Here is a 14,949-nt window from a genome sequence, read left to right as displayed (position 1 = left end):
TACTTAACTAGGTTTGCGTTATCTTATTGGTTAATCCGTTTTAATTATCGAACTCAGTATGAAAAAGAAAACTGATACACCGTCTGTTGAATCTCAACAAGAAGCACTGAAGATAGCCAAAGCGACGCAAAAGCCAGCTCAAACCAAAGAACAAACCAAGTTGATTGCTCAAGGTATCGAGAAAGGCATCGCACTTTACAAGAAACAGCAAAAAGAACGTAGCCGCCAAGCCGATAAAGCCAAGAAGCGCGTACAGAAAGAGAAGCAGACTCAACAAGTCAATCTAGACGAAGAGAACAACGTAGACACGAGTGTTGAAATAACATCAAATCACGCCAGTAAATTGCCGTGGTTACTATTGTTCGCTAGCTGGGTAGGCTTCGCTATTTATTTGATGAAATAACAGGATAAGCGTATGAAAAAGGAATTAATCGCTTTTGCTATGAGTGGCATGTTACTCGGTTGCACGACACCGACATCAATGCCACATAGCGAAGCTGACAGCATCAAAATGGATTACCATGGCGTGATTAATATCGATAAATGTGAGTATAAAGGGGAAGTCACGGGCAGCGAGGGCCATTGGTATAGTTACCTGTTTTACCCAAATGACACCTTGATTCAGGGCGCGATGAATGAGCTCAAGTCAAATACGATTGAGTTAGGTGCAGATACCGTGATATTTACACTTCCCCAAGACTTTTCCACTTCCGTGACGATGTTAGGCACTGCCTATCTATGTAGACAAACGGAAATGTAAATAGATGGAAACCGTAATTAGGTAGTTCACCACGCAGGTAAGCTATTACATCTACATCGACTACAAAAAAGAAAGCCAGCTTTCGCTGGCTTATGCACTAAATCCAAGGCTTGTTGCTATATCGCCTTTACGCTGGATAACCCATTGACTGTCAAATGGACCCCAGTCGGATAACTGGTAATAGCCATCATTATGACGTCGCCCATCTTGAACAAACATAAGTTCGATACCGATCCCCGGTAACGCCTTGAGTACATCTTGAATAGTACGACGAGGCCAACCCGTTTTTTCGATGAGTTTAGGCACATTTGGCCTATCAAGGCTTTCCACTAACAATGCTAAATATAGCCGCCTTGCAAAAACAGGACTCAACTCCATTGACACCTCCTATATATGTGCAACTCAATTATTTCTTTTTTCGCTGACAACATGTTGAGGTTGATCAATAAGTCTCCAATAGTGACATTTTCTTACTGTTTTTTTTCACTCTATGAAATATTCCTCACTCTATTTTGTCTGAATTGCAGCTTCCTGATAGGATTCAACTCATAACAACGAAATAAAATCACCCAAAGGAAGAACAATGACTATCACTATGTTTGGCATTCCAAACTGCGACACCATCAAAAAAGCAAAAAAATGGCTAGAAACTGAAGGTATTGAGTTCGAATTTCACGATTATCGTAAACAAGGCATCAACGAAGAGCTGGTAAAAACTTTTTGTTCAGAACTTGGTTGGGAACTGGTGCTAAACAAACGTGGTACGACTTATCGCCAACTTACTCAAGAACAAAAAGACACGCTAACAGAAGAAAAAGCGGTAGCTCTGCTTGTTGAACAACCCGCAATGATTAAGCGCCCAATATTGAAAGTGGAAGGCAAGCTTCACATCGGCTTTAAAGCGGATCAATATGCGGCTATTTTTGCTTAATCAGCTACATAAAATTAAACAATACGCGGTGAACCTCCCCTATTCAGCGCTCAACAATTAATGACTAGACGTTTTATTTAAACAAGGAATTCAAGGATGACAGATAGCCCAACTTTGGCTCTGGCAAAAGACCTCATTAGCCGCCAATCAGTAACCCCTGAAGATGCAGGCTGCCAAGACCTGATGATTGAACGCTTAAAAGCGCTAGGTTTTGAAATCGAAGTGATGGTATTTGAAGATACGACGAACTTTTGGGCTCGCCGTGGTACAGAGGCACCTTTATTTGCCTTTGCTGGCCACACAGACGTTGTACCAGCAGGCCCAATTGAACAGTGGCACACCAAACCATTCGAACCGACCATCGTAGATGGTTTCTTACATGGTCGTGGCGCAGCAGACATGAAGGGTTCTCTGGCTTCGATGATTGTAGCTGTAGAACAGTTCATTGCTAAACACCCCGATCACACAGGTTCAATAGGTTTCCTTATCACGTCAGATGAAGAAGGTCCTTTCATCAACGGTACGGTACGTGTTGTGGAAGCACTAATGGCCCGTGGTGAAAACATCGACATGTGTATTGTGGGTGAGCCATCAAGTACTGAGTATGTTGGTGACGTTGTGAAGAACGGCCGTCGTGGTTCTATTACTGGCGATCTCACGATTAAAGGCACACAAGGTCATGTTGCCTACCCTCACCTAGCGAATAATCCAGTACACAGCTCTCTGCTTGCGATCAACGAACTGGCAACGACTGAGTGGGATAAAGGTAATGACTACTTCCCACCAACCAGCTTCCAGATCCCAAATGTGAGTGCGGGCACTGGCGCATCAAACGTGATTCCTGGTGAATTTAATGTTCAGTTTAATCTTCGCTTTAGCACAGAGTTAAACAACGACATCATCGTTGAACGAATCACAACTACACTCGACAAGTACGATTTCGAATACGATCTTAAGTGGACGTTTAATGGTGACCCGTTCCTAACAGACGCAGGTTCGCTACTTGATGCAATTGTGGATGCAGTTGGTCACGTTAACGACGTAAAACCGGCCCTACTGACCACAGGTGGTACATCTGACGGACGATTTATTGCGCGCATGAAAGGACAAGTCGTAGAGCTAGGTCCTGTTAATGCAACCATTCACAAGGTTAACGAATGCGTGAAAGTGGCTGACTTAGAGAAGCTAACCGACATGTACGAAAGAACTCTAGTGAACCTGTTCGCTAAATAGTTCTTTTATCAGCGATTCATAGCATCTAATTATTGAGAAACGCGTTATGACACCAGAGCAGCTTACCGGACAATCAGATTCTCATCTGGAACCTAACCTGATCGGCACCAAGACATTCTTGGTCCACAGTGATGTCAAAGATGATCTGAACAATTTGATTGAAGCTGCTCAACTCGCGGGCTTTAAAATGGAGGTTGCCAGTGGCTTTCGCGACTATGAAAGGCAATCTCTGATTTGGGACCGCAAGTTTTCTGGTGAAGTACCGATACTAGACTCACAAAGCCAACCGCTTGATGCTTCAACACTCAGTGAGCAGCAAAAGTTGTCGGCAATCCTGAGGTGGTCTGCACTTCCCGGAGCGAGCCGCCATCATTGGGGTTGTGACTTTGATGTCTTTGCTCGAAATCACTTACCTGAAAGCATACAGCTGCGACTTGAACCATGGGAATACCTTACTGGCCACCAGCAAGCGTTTTACCAATGGTTATCTGTTCATGCTTCGCAATTTGGGTTCTTCTTTCCGTACAGCCAAGACCTCGGCGGTGTGGCGATAGAACCATGGCATATCAGCCATCGTAAAGTATCGGAGTTGTGTTTATCACAGTTATCTCCCACTTTACTTGGCAAGCAACTCCAATCTAAGCCAATATTAGGATATGAGATTATTATGGAGCAGCTAGACGAGATCTATGCGCGCTTCGTGGCGAATATCAGTCATTAGGAGCTCTTATGTTGGAGTGGCTTACAAACCCTTGGGTGATCATCATCATTGTGGTTAGCGTTGTGGTGGGTAATATTGCTGCGCTCAAACAGACCGCCAATATGGATCTGACAGGTCGTAATAAAACAGAGAAAGACTTAGACAAGCTCAATCAATTGGATAAACAGAATCAAGAGAAAGCTCAAAAAGATGAGTCTACGGACAACAAAGACGCTTAATTTTGTAGCTCTAATGAGCCAATCTAATTTGCTAACAAGCCGCTGACGACTAATCAACGAATACAAAAAAAGAGGACACAATGTGTCCTCTTTTTTTATTTACTTAGCGAATCACAGAGCTGATTTAACTCAGCTCTGGAACGACTTAAGTTTTACTACTCAGCTTTCGCTTCTTTGTCATCTTTGGTTTGGTCAGCAATATGTGCTAGTACCGGAACCATTGACTTAAGCAGCGCTTCTTCCACAGGCTTACCTGATGCATCCGTTACGTTGATCGACGTACGGTTGCCAAGATCACCAAATAGGAAGTTGTAAGTACCTGGCGCTAAGTCGATAGGCTGTAGGCCAATTTCTTCCCAGAACTCATCATCTGGCGCGGCGTACTTAGCTTTCACTGTACCCTGAGATTGGTTACGCTCTTCAAGCTCAAAGCCCATCGCCGGTAGCAAGGTAGGCAAACGCTGCCACAATACATTGTATGGAGTACGAGCAATGATCACAGGGAAACCGCTGCGGTCGGCACCCATTGAGATTGGAATTCGTTTAACCAGCTCTTGTGCTTTCAATGCCGCTTCAGCACGAAGATTTTCATCGTACTTAGCCATCACTAGGTTCGTTAAGAACGCGTTGTAACGCTCCTTATTGGTTGCCGATACCGGCTTCTCTTCAGAGCCTTCACGCCAATCGATCAGGTTGATCTTGAAGCCATGGCGGTTGTTAGCTTGGAAACGAGAGATAGAGTAACGACTGCCGATCTCTACTTCTTCATCTTCAGAAACCCAAGTAACCCAATCGGTCTCAATATCGTTTTCTGACTGTTCACGAATACCAATGCCACGTTGTGCCAGCATATCTACAGCCGTTTGCCACACGCGGTCTGCCTCTTCAGCACGAAGAAGCCAAAGTGTCACTTCACCATTTTGACGCTCCGCTCGAGCTCCAGGGATCAGCTCAAGAACCTGCTGTGGCGGACGAATATCCACTTCACGGCCTGTACCACCACTGAACTCACCGCTTGGGATGTCAAAATTTGGATAGAACTGAGGCTGAGCATCTTCAGGCAACTGCCATTGTGAAAACTCAGGTGTTTCTAAGTATTCGAAATCATCTTTGGCTTGGCGACGTTGAGTCGGGCTACCAGAACATGCTGTAAGAACGAAAACAGCCAGTGACCCAATCACTAGCTGGTGAGAATACTTCATTTATACTCCTAAATGCCGAAGGTTCACTTCGGCATCACTTCATACGTTTTTAGTAAATGCACGCTTCAGTCATTGCTTGAGCAACAACGGGTTGAGCTGGCTTTGACAATTCAGTCAACGGTAGACGTAAGCCACCTTCAGCAATCAGACCCATTTTATGAACCGCCCATTTTACGGGAATAGGGTTGGACTCAACGAACAAATTCTTATGTAGAGGCATCAAACGCTCATTGATCGCTTCTGCTTCTTCAAACTTGCCTTCTTTCGCTAACTTGAACATGGTTGCCATATCAGCGGCTGCAACATTGTTTGTTACAGAGATCACGCCATCGCCACCACGCTTAACAAATTCTAGACCTGTTAAGTCATCACCACTGAGTAAGATAAAATCTTCGCCACAAAGTTCACGGTGAATTGCAATTCTGTCGAGATCACCCGTCGCATCTTTAAGTGCAACGATGTTTTCGATTTCAGAAAGGCGAGCAACCGTTTCTGGTAACAAGTCAACGGCAGTACGACCCGGAACATTGTATAGGATTTGTGGAACATCACTGACTTCAGCAATCGCTTTATAGTGTTGGTACAAACCTTCTTGAGTCGGTTTGTTGTAGTAAGGCGTTACGCTCAGGCAACCAGCAATACCAGAACCATTCAGCAAACGGCTGAATAGAACAGATTCGTGAGTTGCATTTGCACCTGTACCAGCGATAACGGGAATACGACCATCAGCAAATTCAACGATCTTATTGACGACTTTGACATGCTCTTCAATAGTGAGCGTAGAAGACTCACCTGTTGTGCCAACCGCAACCAGACCATCACTACCTGCAGCAACATGGTACTCAACCAACTTTTTAAGGCTGTCGAAATCCACTTCACCATCTGTATTAAATGGCGTAACTAGCGCAACGATACTTCCTGAAAACATGTCTATCTCCCTTAATTTATTCTTTTTGCATGTTACTGTAAGCTGATCAATAAACACAAGACATTAAAGTAGCTTACTGGCAACAACTGCATTAAATATTGTCGTATGTTTGAGGTAAAACGACTTCTAACGCCGATCTACCTAGAATTTGGGTAACCTGCGCTCAATCTAGCAGATAACACATCACAAGATGTCAGTAACAAGTAAGCTGTGATCTCTCCACTCAATCTCATTTTCTTAACGTTCTCGATATTCTTATCATTGGTTGCATGTTAGAAGCAAGGTGCCTCATAAAAAGCCCCGCACGCACGCTTATTCCACGGGCTAACTGTGCTAACATGCATGAATCAATGGAATATAAAGAGACGTGATTTATGACTCAACATCTAGTAATCACAGCTGTGGGCACTGATCGCCCAGGTGTATGCAACCAAGTGGTTCATTTAGTCACCCAATCAGGCTGTAACATTATTGATAGCCGTATCGCTCTATTCGGCGAAGAATTTACGCTTATCATGCTGCTGTCTGGAAAGGCAAACAACATCACCCGCGTTGAAACCACCCTGCCCTTGCTTGGACAAGAGCACGACTTGATTACGATTATGAAGCGAACCTCAACTCATGATGTCATTGAGAACTCTTACACAGTAGAGGTGTTCGTTGAGTCAGACGACAAACTCGGCCTGACCGAGCAATTCACTCAGTTCTTCGCAGACCGCAACATCGGTCTCGATTCGCTTAGCGCGCAGACCATCAATAAATCTAAAGTTCAGCTCGATAACGACCAATTCCATATCTCTATTACCGCTTCTGTGCAATCAGAATGTAATTTGATGCAGCTACAAGAAGAATTTGACGCGCTGTGTCAGAGCCTATCCGTACAAGGCTCGCTCAACTTTATCAAAAACAGTTTTTAAAAAGGAAATATCATGAATACGCTAACGGCTGGTGTTCCAGCACCTGCTTTTTCTCTTCCTGATCAAGATGGCAATATCGTATCTCTTGGTGACTTCAAAGGTAAAAAAGTCCTTTTCTATTTTTACCCAAAAGCAATGACTCCAGGTTGTATTGTGCAAGCTGAAGGCCTGCGTGATATCAAAGCACAACTTGATGACCTAAATGTGGTTGTTCTAGGTGTGAGTGTTGATCCAGTAAAACGCCTACCAAATTTCGTCGAGAAGAAATCTCTAAACTTCACACTGCTATCTGATGAAGACCACAGCGTTGCTGAACAGTTTGGCGTTTGGGGCGAGAAGAAATTCATGGGTAAAGTGTACGACGGTCTGCACCGTATTAGCTTCCTAATTGATGAAGAAGGCCAGATTGAACACGTCTTCAACAAGTTCAAAACTAAAACTCACCACGAAGTGGTTCTAGACTACTTCAATCCAGAAGCTTAATGTTGTTTCTAGTGAATTAATGACCTAATTTCATACCTAGATGATCTAAGTTCACAATTGACTAAGCCAAATACAAAAAGGCCGAATATCATGGATATTCGGCCTTTTTAATAGTTACTCAACTGTATTGATCTTCAATTACGATTGATGCTCAGGGTCATCGTCGAGAGCATGACTCGGTAAAGCATTCCAAACCGCTTTTACCAGCGTAGCCAACGGGATAGCAAAGAACACACCCCAAAAACCCCACAGCCCGCCAAACACTAACACCGCTACAATAATCGCTACTGGGTGTAGGTTCACGGCTTCAGAGAACAGAACCGGAACCAACACGTTACCATCTAGCGCTTGGATGATGCCGTACGCAAGTAACAGCCAGTAGAACTGAGGTTCTAGCCCCCATTGGAACAAACCGACAATCGCCACGGGTACTGTTACTGCTGCTGCACCGATATAAGGAATCAATACAGAGAAACCAACCGCGACAGCCAACAGAGCTGAATAACGTAAATCTAGAATCGCAAAGGTCACATAGCTGACACCACCGACGATCAAGATCTCAAGCACCTTGCCGCGAATATAGTTCGAGATTTGTTGGTTCATCTCAACCCAAACCTTGGTCGCTAGACGACGATTTTTCGGTAGCACGCCACTCGCCATGCTGATCATCTCTTCTTTATCTTTCAGTAAGAAGAAAATCAAAAGAGGGACAAGAATCAGGTAAACCGCTAGTGTCGCTAAGCTCACAAGAGACGCTAAAGAGCCTTTAACAACGCTTTCGCCAAAGCCTAGCGCTTTATTCTTCGCGTTAGACATAACTGACTCAACAATCTGCAAGTTTGCCAGTTCAGGGTAGCGCTCTGGAATCGTCGCGATGAACTTTTGTAGGCTGCCATACATGCTTGGAATATCATTGATTAGGTTGCCCACTTGCTCCCAAATGGTCGGTACCAAACCAAATATCGCCAATAGCATCACGCTAAAGAACATTAATATCACCAACATCACTGAAGGGGTTCTTGGAACACCGAGTCTTTGGAGTTGGGTAACAGGCCACTCAAGTAAGTAAGCCAACACAATGGCCACCAATAATGGCGCAATAAGGTGACCAAAGAAGTAGATCGTAACAAAGCCGAATAGAATGATGGCAACCAAACTGACAGCGTGGGGATCAGAGAAACGTCGTTTATACCAACGATTGACCATTTCAAGCATCTGACTGCAATTCCTTTTTAGTGACTAGGATATGATGGTAATTAGAGCAAACCTCGGCGATGACGTCATAAGCTTGCTTAGACAAAAAAGTAACAATATCTTTCATCGAGCTATTATCAGAGACATAAATTGACAATGACTGTCCTACTTCTAACTTTACACTGTGACGCTTGGCTAATAATAAAGCCATTGGACATCGCTCTTGGCGTAAATCTAGAATATTAGGTGTCATTCTTGGGCTCGATGCTTATTATAAGGGTCGTATTGTAATCTGTTTTTGAAAACGCGCCATCATTCATTCATCTTCCTTCATGATAGCGCACGCACTCGGCAAAGGTTACATCAGATAAAGAACCAATTTGCATTGCTCTTGTCTTACTGTCAGAAGAAACGGAGTATTACTGACTAATATGTTTAAACGCGCTCGCTCAATTGCTTGCTTATGCATCGCAGCTACATTAAGCACCCCAACATTGGCAAATACCAATGGTTTGGAGCTACCCGATATCGGCACCGCTGCTGGCGGCACACTCACTATCGACCAAGAACTTATCTATGGTGATGCTTACATGCGCATTATCAGAAGCAGCCAGCCTATCGTAAACGACCCTGTTCTAAATCAATACATTGATACGCTGGGCCATCGCCTTGTCGCAAGTGCGAATGATGTAAAGACACCTTTCCAGTTCTTTATGATCCGTGACCGCAACATCAACGCCTTTGCATTCTTTGGTGGTTATGTTGCTTTGCATTCTGGTCTGTTTCTGCATGCACAATCTGAAAGTGAGTTGGCTTCAGTATTAGCGCACGAAATCGCGCACGTTACCCAACGTCACTTAGCACGTAGTATGGAAGATCAAGCACGTCGTTCTCCAGCGACCATCGCAGCGCTTGCGGCGTCTGTATTATTGGCGATTGCTGCACCTGAAGCAGGTATCGCAGCCCTAACTGCTACAACTGCGGGTAACATGCAAAGCCAGATCAACTACACCCGTAGTAATGAAAAAGAAGCCGACCGCTTTGGTATCAACACGCTTGCGAAAGCGGGGTTCGATGTAAATGCAATGCCGCGCTTCTTCGGTCGTTTGGCTGATGAATACCGCTATGCAAGCACACCACCTCCAATGCTGCTGACTCACCCATTACCAGAAGATAGAATTACAGATTCACGCGCTCGTGCTCGCAGCTATCCGCCACTAAAACTGGCTCCATCACTGGATTACCATTTGGCAAGAGCTCGCATTGTCGCGCGCTATGCGGGAATCAACAATGATGCGGCCTTGGACTGGTTTGAACGTAAGCTGAAGAAAGCACCTACAGCCTTGGTTCCATCATTAGAGTATGGCCAAGCACTGGTTTACCTAGATTCTAAAAAATTAGATAAAGCTGAGCCGATTCTGACCAAGCTCATCAACAGCGACCCAACCAACCTGTTCTACTTAGATGCGATCTCAGATCTGCACATTGAACAGAAACAGCCCGAGATAGCGATCAAAGAACTTAAATCGGCACTAATTCGCCAACCAAACAACCCTGTTCTGACCATTAACTACGCCAATGCACTGATTGAAAATGATGAACTTCAGGAAGCCGTTCGTGTATTACAGCGTTACACGCACGACAACCCGAATGACACCAATGGATGGCATCTGCTTTCAAAGGTAAACACTAGCCTTGGTAATAGCGACGAAGAACTGGCTGCTCGTGCAGAGATATTGGCACTGCAAGCCAACTGGAACAAAGCGATTCAATACTATACGCAGGCTAGCCAAATCGCAGAGCTCGGCAGCCTAAAGCAAGCACGTTACGACGCCCGAATTGATCAACTCATGATTCAGCGTGAACGCTTCTTGTCGTTACAGTAAGTGTGTTTATTGGCAGCGAGTTCGCTGTCAGACGAAAAAAAGCTCAACGTTACATAGTTAAAGAAGCCACTCAGATAGCTTCAACTGAACAATTAAATCAAAAATAATAATGAGGAAGAACCATGTCCGTCGTGATTTATCATAATCCACGCTGCTCAAAGAGCCGTCAAACTCTAGAACTACTTGAAGCAAACGGCGTTCAGCCAGAAGTTATCAAATACCTAGATACGCCTTTAACTATCGAGCAACTTAAAGTGCTTTTCACGCAGCTTGGTTTTGACAGTGTTCGCGAAATGATGCGCACCAAAGAAGCGGACTACAAAGAAGCAAACCTTGGTGATGCTTCGGTTACTGATGAAGATCTTTTCGCCGCGATGGCAACCAATCCAAAACTGTTTGAACGCCCTGTTGTTGTTGCGAACAACAAAGCAAAGATTGGTCGTCCACCAGAGCAAGTGCTAGAGATTCTGTAAGCCGATATGAGCATCAATATTCTTGTTCTCTACTACAGCCGCCACGGCAACACACGAGCGCTAGCAAGGCAAATTGCACGAGGGGTTGAATCTATCCCAAACTGCGAAGCCATGTTAAGAACAGTGAACGACGTATACACAGCAGAAGAGCAGCCTGATTCGCGTTATCAGCCGACCGATCCTATCGCGACATTGCAAGAGCTCCGTTCTTGCGATGGTTTAGCGCTAGGCAGTCCAGTTTGGTTTGGCAACATGGCTGGACCTATGAAGCACTTTTGGGACAGCACAACATCACTGTGGATAAATGGCGATCTCATCGATAAGCCAGCTTGCGTATTTACCTCTTCTTCATCACTGCATGGCGGGCAAGAGACCACACAACAAAGCATGATGTTGCCACTGCTTCACCATGGCATGTTAGTGGTGGGCATCCCCTACTCAGAACCTGCGCTGCATACCACTCAAACTGGTGGCACACCTTATGGTGCGAGTAGTACCGGAGAGAGCGCTTCATTAAGCAAAGATGAAATTGAGTTGGCGCAAAACCTAGGCAAACGCCTAGCGCGCATTGCAATAAACCAGAAGGGAATTTCTCAATGATGTATATGCCAGAGAAGGCGATGTCTCCCACAACTAAGCTATTCCGCTACCTTGCTTTAGCGGGCAACTTGTCGCTTTTATTCTGGGTGATTGCTTGGCAGATGACACTTTCGCCGCACCCTAATCTAAGTAATGTAACGCTTGCGATTGCTTGGGCTATACCACTGTTACTGCCATTGCCAGGCATTCTAGCAGGTAAACCTTATACGCATGCTTGGGCTAATTTTGTCTTAATGCTCTACTTCCTACACGCATTAACTATTTTGTATGTAGACGGTGGCGAGCGCTTGTTAGCGGCTGTAGAACTGCTTCTGACGACTCTAGGTTTCGCGGGCAATATCTTATTTACTCGCTTTCGAGCCAAAGAATTAGGCATCAAACTTAAGCGCCTTTCAGAAGTAGAAAAGAACGAAAAAGCTAAGTTCGAGCAGTAACCCAGATTAGGTTATGATCAGCTAGTACCAATAGAAAAAGTAACAACAAAAAGCCCTGCGAGATTTCTCTTGCAGGGCTTTTTTCATGAATTCATTTCAATCGGTCATGTCAGAAGACAATCACTAGCGAACCCATTCGTATACGAGGCTTGGCTTAGCATGTACTGGCGCAACAACTGTTAGCTCTTCCGAGCCAGACGTATTCGTTAGCTCAGCATCCGCTTCAGTTGATAACTCACTACCTTTGATGACTTGAACACCTGGGTCTGCTTCATTAGCCGTCGCTTCTGCGCCATCGTTCACGGTCGTATCAGTAACAGCTGCTGAATCATCGCCTACCGACATGGTGTTGTCTTGCGTTTCAAATTCAGGGCTCACTTCAGGTTCAATGTAAGATTCTTCAACCTTCGCGACTTGGCGAATGCTTTCCACTTCTTGCTCAAACTCTTGTTGAGTCGACAATAAATGAATTCGGAAGGTCACTTCATTGTTTTGAATCTTAAGGATATCTAAGCCTGCAACCGAGTTTAGACGCTTAAGTGCATTCTCCAATTGGAAGAAGTCTTGCGCGTTATTCAGGCTAATAAATTGCGTTAGAATCGACTCTGATGATTCACTTGCTACTGTAACCGCACTTTTACCTGCGTAGTAGTTACTGATTTGGTCGACAAGTTTCTTAGAAGTCGTCGCGCTGTTGCCCGATAGCGAACCACTGACTGGCGATTTTGGTGCGCTCGTCAATTGGTTTGGCTTTTGATCGTATAGAGTCCAACGTAGACCTGAAGATTGAGCTTTTATCACCAGAACAGCATCAACCGGGTAACGCTGACTCGCTTTACTGATTGGCGTAACAAAGCTACCCCAAAGATCAGAGGTCGCAATACCGGTAATATCGTCAAAATCACCAACAGGTAGCGTCAGAGGTAAGCCTCGCTCTTTTGCATTGGCTTGTAAGCTTGCTGCCAACTGTGAGTTAGAGTGTTCCCACACAATATTCTTGTCGTAGTTCTGTTCTTCCACCAGCCAAACAAGGATATTTGAGCGAGTATCAGGCCAGTACGGCAACTGTGCTTGAGTCAATAGCGAACGGATTTGAGCGCCGTTAAAACGCATGCGCAATGTTGATTGGTCATTGCTTTCACCAAAACTCATTTGAGACATGTACTGCGAACTCTTACGCATCGCCTTTTGAATCGTCTCATTCGAAGCGACATCAGTTTGACCAGTCGCACGGATCAATACCTGCTCCATGCCGGTATTTCTTGCCACTTGTTCTGGCTGTTTGTTTTCAGCGTTAATCGCAACTTCAGCACTAAAGATATCTACTAGAGTTAATGCATAACTCGGAGAGGCTAATAGTGCCATTAACAACAATGCTATGTAGCGCATACTGATCCTAATATTCAAATCTTGTGCCTAGATGATAAGCAACTATGGATTGAGGGGCAAGGTCGATAGCGCTCACTGTGTTTAATAACCACAAAATATCACCTGACCATGATAAATCGATCACCTACAAACTGAATTTTTCGCGCTTTGGCGAATGTCAAATATCACTAAGATAAATAAATTTGATCTATTTAGTGTGGCAATCGATTGCTAAGTGATAGAATCCCGCGAATTTTATTTTTCACTTTTCATATAACGACCATTTTTAAGGACATAACATGAAGAATGCTCTGCAAGGTGCGCAAATGCTGTTTGTAGCTTTTGGTGCGCTTGTATTAGTGCCGCTACTGACTGGACTCGATCCCAACGTTGCACTCTTTGGCGCGGGTATCGGTACCCTTTTATTCCAACTTATTACACGCCGTTCAGTGCCAATCTTCTTAGCGTCTTCTTTCGCATTCATCGCGCCTATCATGTTTGGTATTCAAACTTGGGGCGTAGGTGCAACCATGGGCGGCCTAATGGCGGCAGGTGTTGTGTATGTATTAATGGGTGCCTTAATTAAAGTACGTGGCGTAGCCTTCATCCATAAACTGCTTCCACCCGTCGTGGTTGGCCCTGTGATCATGGTTATCGGCTTAGGTCTTGCGCCTGTTGCGGTAAACATGGCGCTAGGTAAAACTGGCGATGGCGCAGTTCAACTTATCGATGCAGACGCCGCGTTATGGATTTCTTCTATTTCATTGCTAGTGACGATTGTCATCAGTGTGTTCTCAAAAGGCTTCCTTAAACTGCTACCAATCTTCGGTGGCATTGTCGCAGGTTACATCACAAGCTTGGTTTACGGTGTCGTTGATTTTACCCCTGTAGCTCAAGCTGCTTGGTTAGCTCTACCTAACTTCACCGCGCCAGAATTCAACATCAACGCTATCTTCTTTATGGTGTTTGTTGCGATTGCACCAGCCGTTGAACACGTTGGCGACATGCTTGCTATCTCTAACGTAACCGGTAAAGACTACCTTAAGAAGCCAGGCTTACACCGCACTATTACTGGTGATGGTGTGGCAACGATTGCCGCTTCTATGCTGGGCGCGCCACCCAATACAACCTACAGTGAAGTAACGGGTGCTGTAATGCTGACTAAAGCATTCAACCCAGTAATCATGACTTGGGCTGCAGTAACAGCGATTGTTCTAGCATTGGTCGGTAAGTTAGGTGCTCTTCTGCAAACGATCCCAGTCCCTGTAATGGGCGGCATCATGATTCTACTGTTTGGTTCAATCGCAACAGTTGGCCTGAACACCCTAATTCAGAGCAAAGTTGACCTACACAAATCACGTAACCTTGTGATTGTCGGTATTACGTTAGTCTTCGGTATTGGCGGCATGGCATTTGGCATCGGTGACTTTAGCCTTCAAGGCGTAAGCTTATGCGGTATCGTGGCGATTCTACTGAACCTAGTCCTTCCAGAAGAATTAGGCGACAACACCGTAGTAGACAAAGCTCAAATCGACTAACTGTACATCAACTAACGGGTTGGCTTGTGATCCTCATTAAAGGGCATCACAACCTAACAAGAT

Annotated in this window: 19 protein-coding genes; 13 read left to right on the top strand and 6 right to left on the bottom strand. The window is 44.8% G+C overall.

Annotated features, from left to right (window positions below; all coding sequences use genetic code 11):
- The first annotated feature begins 58 nt into the window (after positions 1-58).
- Both BCU75_RS23600 and BCU75_RS23595 read left to right on the top strand, forming a co-directional pair.
- Positions 59-403 carry a DUF2956 domain-containing protein gene (locus tag BCU75_RS23600; RefSeq protein WP_102475253.1) on the top strand — a complete coding sequence of 115 codons (345 nt, stop codon included), beginning with the start codon at positions 59-61 and terminating at the stop codon, positions 401-403.
- A gap of 12 nt (positions 404-415) precedes the next feature.
- A complete protein-coding gene (locus BCU75_RS23595) occupies positions 416-760 on the top strand; it encodes a DUF4156 domain-containing protein (RefSeq protein WP_076674287.1) in 345 nt (114 codons plus the stop codon).
- 90 nt (positions 761-850) lie between these two features.
- Here the strand turns inward: BCU75_RS23595 and BCU75_RS23590 are convergent, their stop codons facing one another.
- Positions 851-1,138 carry a winged helix-turn-helix domain-containing protein gene (locus tag BCU75_RS23590; RefSeq protein WP_004734273.1) on the bottom strand — a complete coding sequence of 96 codons (288 nt, stop codon included), beginning with the start codon at positions 1,136-1,138 and terminating at the stop codon, positions 851-853.
- A 205-nt stretch (positions 1,139-1,343) separates the two neighbouring features.
- Between BCU75_RS23590 and BCU75_RS23585 the strand changes: the two genes are divergently transcribed.
- The 4 genes from BCU75_RS23585 (at position 1,344) to BCU75_RS23570 (ending at position 3,863) form a co-directional block, all read left to right on the top strand.
- A complete protein-coding gene (locus tag BCU75_RS23585; RefSeq protein ID WP_102475252.1) occupies positions 1,344-1,691 on the top strand; it encodes an ArsC family reductase in 348 nt (115 codons plus the stop codon).
- Between the two features lie 96 nt (positions 1,692-1,787).
- Complete coding sequence (dapE, locus tag BCU75_RS23580) at positions 1,788-2,924, top strand: succinyl-diaminopimelate desuccinylase (RefSeq protein ID WP_102475251.1); 1,137 nt, start codon at positions 1,788-1,790, stop codon at positions 2,922-2,924.
- A 46-nt stretch (positions 2,925-2,970) separates the two neighbouring features.
- A complete protein-coding gene (locus tag BCU75_RS23575; protein ID WP_102475250.1) occupies positions 2,971-3,645 on the top strand; it encodes a M15 family metallopeptidase in 675 nt (224 codons plus the stop codon).
- An 8-nt stretch (positions 3,646-3,653) separates the two neighbouring features.
- A complete protein-coding gene (locus BCU75_RS23570; protein ID WP_004734277.1) occupies positions 3,654-3,863 on the top strand; it encodes a DUF2897 family protein in 210 nt (69 codons plus the stop codon).
- A 155-nt stretch (positions 3,864-4,018) separates the two neighbouring features.
- Here BCU75_RS23570 and bamC read toward each other — a convergent pair whose 3' ends face one another.
- Both bamC and dapA read right to left on the bottom strand, forming a co-directional pair.
- The gene (gene bamC, locus BCU75_RS23565) at positions 4,019-5,065 is read right to left on the bottom strand and encodes an outer membrane protein assembly factor BamC (protein WP_076674282.1); all 1,047 of its coding nucleotides are present in this window, start codon (positions 5,063-5,065) and stop codon (positions 4,019-4,021) included.
- Between the two features lie 49 nt (positions 5,066-5,114).
- Positions 5,115-5,993, bottom strand: a complete 879-nt coding sequence (gene dapA / locus BCU75_RS23560) for a 4-hydroxy-tetrahydrodipicolinate synthase (RefSeq protein ID WP_076674281.1) — start codon at positions 5,991-5,993, stop codon at positions 5,115-5,117.
- Positions 5,994-6,367: 374 nt separating this feature from the next.
- Between dapA and BCU75_RS23555 the strand changes: the two genes are divergently transcribed.
- Together BCU75_RS23555 and bcp are read left to right on the top strand one after the other, a co-directional pair.
- Positions 6,368-6,910 (top strand): glycine cleavage system protein R, encoded by a 543-nt coding sequence (locus BCU75_RS23555; protein WP_102475249.1) that lies wholly within the window; start codon positions 6,368-6,370, stop codon positions 6,908-6,910.
- A 12-nt stretch (positions 6,911-6,922) separates the two neighbouring features.
- The gene (gene bcp, locus BCU75_RS23550; protein WP_017079430.1) at positions 6,923-7,393 is read left to right on the top strand and encodes a thioredoxin-dependent thiol peroxidase; all 471 of its coding nucleotides are present in this window, start codon (positions 6,923-6,925) and stop codon (positions 7,391-7,393) included.
- A gap of 138 nt (positions 7,394-7,531) precedes the next feature.
- On the opposite strand, the gene BCU75_RS23545 is transcribed toward bcp, so the two are convergent.
- Positions 7,532-8,608, bottom strand: coding sequence for an AI-2E family transporter (locus tag BCU75_RS23545; RefSeq protein WP_102475248.1), 1,077 nt, complete (start codon positions 8,606-8,608; stop codon positions 7,532-7,534).
- Entirely contained in the window at positions 8,601-8,840 is a 240-nt protein-coding gene (locus tag BCU75_RS23540; RefSeq protein WP_017107216.1) for a sulfurtransferase TusA family protein, read from the bottom strand. Before BCU75_RS23540 ends, BCU75_RS23545 begins: the two co-directional genes overlap by 8 nt.
- Positions 8,841-9,018: 178 nt before the next feature.
- On the opposite strand from BCU75_RS23540, the gene BCU75_RS23535 reads away from it, so the two are divergent.
- From BCU75_RS23535 to BCU75_RS23520, 4 genes are all read left to right on the top strand, one after another.
- Positions 9,019-10,473: a beta-barrel assembly-enhancing protease gene (locus BCU75_RS23535; RefSeq protein ID WP_102475247.1), complete on the top strand. Its 1,455-nt coding sequence runs from the start codon at positions 9,019-9,021 to the stop codon at positions 10,471-10,473.
- A 122-nt stretch (positions 10,474-10,595) separates the two neighbouring features.
- The gene (gene arsC, locus BCU75_RS23530) at positions 10,596-10,946 is read left to right on the top strand and encodes an arsenate reductase (glutaredoxin) (RefSeq protein ID WP_076674250.1); all 351 of its coding nucleotides are present in this window, start codon (positions 10,596-10,598) and stop codon (positions 10,944-10,946) included.
- 6 nt (positions 10,947-10,952) lie between these two features.
- Positions 10,953-11,546 (top strand): NAD(P)H:quinone oxidoreductase, encoded by a 594-nt coding sequence (wrbA, locus tag BCU75_RS23525; RefSeq protein ID WP_017084133.1) that lies wholly within the window; start codon positions 10,953-10,955, stop codon positions 11,544-11,546.
- Positions 11,543-11,980 (top strand): DUF2069 domain-containing protein, encoded by a 438-nt coding sequence (locus BCU75_RS23520; RefSeq protein WP_102475246.1) that lies wholly within the window; start codon positions 11,543-11,545, stop codon positions 11,978-11,980. The genes wrbA and BCU75_RS23520 overlap by 4 nt, the downstream gene beginning before the upstream one ends.
- Before the next feature lie 123 nt (positions 11,981-12,103).
- Here BCU75_RS23520 and BCU75_RS23515 read toward each other — a convergent pair whose 3' ends face one another.
- Positions 12,104-13,369, bottom strand: coding sequence for a DUF2066 domain-containing protein (locus BCU75_RS23515; protein ID WP_102475245.1), 1,266 nt, complete (start codon positions 13,367-13,369; stop codon positions 12,104-12,106).
- A 278-nt stretch (positions 13,370-13,647) separates the two neighbouring features.
- Between BCU75_RS23515 and BCU75_RS23510 the strand changes: the two genes are divergently transcribed.
- Positions 13,648-14,886 (top strand): uracil-xanthine permease family protein, encoded by a 1,239-nt coding sequence (locus tag BCU75_RS23510; protein WP_017107211.1) that lies wholly within the window; start codon positions 13,648-13,650, stop codon positions 14,884-14,886.
- Positions 14,887-14,949 lie beyond the last annotated feature (63 nt).

This window comes from Vibrio splendidus (assembly GCF_002873455.1).
Lineage (GTDB): Bacteria > Pseudomonadota > Gammaproteobacteria > Enterobacterales > Vibrionaceae > Vibrio > Vibrio splendidus_J.
This window is presented reverse-complemented; position numbering and strand designations above follow the sequence as displayed.